At 70.9% G+C, this 2,063-nt stretch carries 2 protein-coding genes; both read left to right on the top strand.

Features of this window, described 5'->3' with window-relative positions:
* Positions 1-1,515, top strand: a 1,515-nt coding sequence (gene cydD, locus LPZ50_RS24480) for a thiol reductant ABC exporter subunit CydD (protein ID WP_230665434.1), incomplete at its 5' end; no start/stop codon positions are given.
* A partial coding sequence (locus tag LPZ50_RS24475; RefSeq protein ID WP_268903633.1) for an ABC transporter transmembrane domain-containing protein occupies positions 1,512-2,063 on the top strand: 552 nt, incomplete at its 3' end. The genes cydD and LPZ50_RS24475, both read left to right, overlap by 4 nt.

The raw sequence follows: 2,063 nt of genomic DNA, 5'->3' as shown, positions 1-2,063 counted from the left end.
CTTGCAGCGCTGATCCTGGCACGGGCCTGCCTGGCCTGGCTGGGCGAGCGCGCAGGCGCCCGCGCGGCGGAAGGCATCAAGCAACGCGTGCGGCTGGCTCTGTTCGATCGCCTGACCGCGCGCGGGCCGGCCTGGTCGCGTGCCCAGGTGTCGGGCGAACTGGCCAGCGCCATCGTCGACCAGGTCGAGGCGCTGGACGGGTTCTTCTCGCGCTACTTGCCGGCCGCCGCCGCCGCGGCCGTGCTGCCGCTTGCCTTCGCGGTGGCGCTGCTGCCGTTCGACTGGATCGCGGGCCTGCTGCTGCTGGTTACCGCTCCCCTGATCCCGGTGTTCATGGCCCTGGTGGGCTGGGGCGCCGAAGCCGCCAGCCGCCGGCATTTGCATGCCTTCGCCCGCCTGTCGGGGTTTTTCGCCGACCGGTTGCGGGGTTTGTCCACGCTGAAACTGTATGGCAGGGCCGAAGCCGAGGCGCAGTCGGTGGCGGCCGCCAGCGACGCGGTGCGCCGCCGCACGATGGCGGTGCTGCGCATTGCGTTCCTGTCGTCGGCCGTACTGGAGTTTTTCGCGGCGCTGGGGGTGGCTGGGCTGGCCGTGTATTTTGGCTTGACGTACCTGGGTTACCTGGACGTGCGCGCCTCGCCGCTGACCTTGCAGGTTGGGTTTTTCTGTCTGCTGATGGCGCCGGAAGTGTATGCGCCGCTGCGGCAGTTCGCCGCGCATTACCATGACCGCGCCGCGGCACGCGCCGCCGCATCGCAGATTGCCAAGGCGTTCGACGGGCTGCCCCGCATGCCGGAGCCCGGCGATACGGAGGGCCGCGAGGCTCGCTCCGCTTACGTGCCGCACACTCCCGGACCGGCCGGCCTGCTGGTGCGCAACCTGTCGGCGCATGCCGCCGGACGTCCGGCGCCCGTGCTGGACGCGGCGCATCTGGAATTACAGGCGGGCGATCACCTGGCACTGATGGGAGCCAGCGGGGCGGGCAAGTCCACCTTGCTGGAAACACTATGCAGGCTGCGTCCGGCCGACGGAGACATCCAACTGGACGGCGTGTCCCTGGCCGATTGGGACGAGGCGGCGCTGCGCCAGCGCGTGGCGCTGGTGGGCCAGCGCCCCTATTTGTTTGCGGGCAGCATTGCCGAGAACATCCAGTTGGGCCGGCCCGATGCCAGCGGCGAGCAGTTGCGCGAGGCAGCCCGCCGCGCCTGTGTATTGGAGTTCACGCAACACTTGCCGGAAGGGTTGGAGACTCAGCTGGGTAGCCGGGGCATGGGCCTGTCGGGCGGGCAGGCGCAGCGCGTGGCCCTGGCGCGGCTGTTCCTGCGCGACCCCGGCCTGATCCTGCTGGACGAGCCCACTGCGCACCTGGATGACTCCACCCAGGCGCGCGTGCTGGATGAGATCCTGGCCTTCGCGCAGGGCCGCACTCTGTTGCTGGCCACGCATGCCTCGGCGGTGTCGCGGCGGCTGCCCCGCTGCGCGCGCCTGGTAAAGGGCAGGCTGGAGCCCGCATGAAAGCCTTGATGTTGCTATTGCCGCTGTACCGCCACCGCCTGGCCGGCCTGCTGGCCGCCTTGGCCCTGGCGCTGCTGACCGTGGCGGCGGGGGTGGGGCTGCTGGGCGTATCGGGCTGGTTTCTCAGCGCGGCCGCGCTGGCGGGCGCCGGCGCCATGTTCAATCTGTTCGTGCCGTCGTCGCTGGTCCGCCTGCTGTCGTTCGTGCGGATTGCCTCGCGCTATGCCGAACGGCTGGCAGGGCATGCCACCACTTTGCACTTGCTGACCGATCTGCGCAGCCGCGTGTTCGATTCCCTGGTGCGCCTGACACCGCGCCAGCTGGGGCGTTACCGCAGCGGCGACTTGGTAGCCCGCCTGACGGGCGATGTGGACGCGCTGGACACGGTGTTCCTGCATGTACTGGCCCCCACGGCGGTGGCCGCCCTGGCCGCGGTCGTGCTGGCCACGGTGATAGGGGCCTGGGTGCCCGCTGCGGGGTGGATGCTGGCGTGGACCATGCTGGCGGCCTGCCTGGCCATTCCCGCCTGCCTGGCCCGCGCCGCGCGG

Source organism: Bordetella petrii (genome assembly GCF_020991325.1).
GTDB classification, from domain to species: domain Bacteria; phylum Pseudomonadota; class Gammaproteobacteria; order Burkholderiales; family Burkholderiaceae_B; genus Bordetella_A; species Bordetella_A petrii_E.
This window is presented reverse-complemented; position numbering and strand designations above follow the sequence as displayed.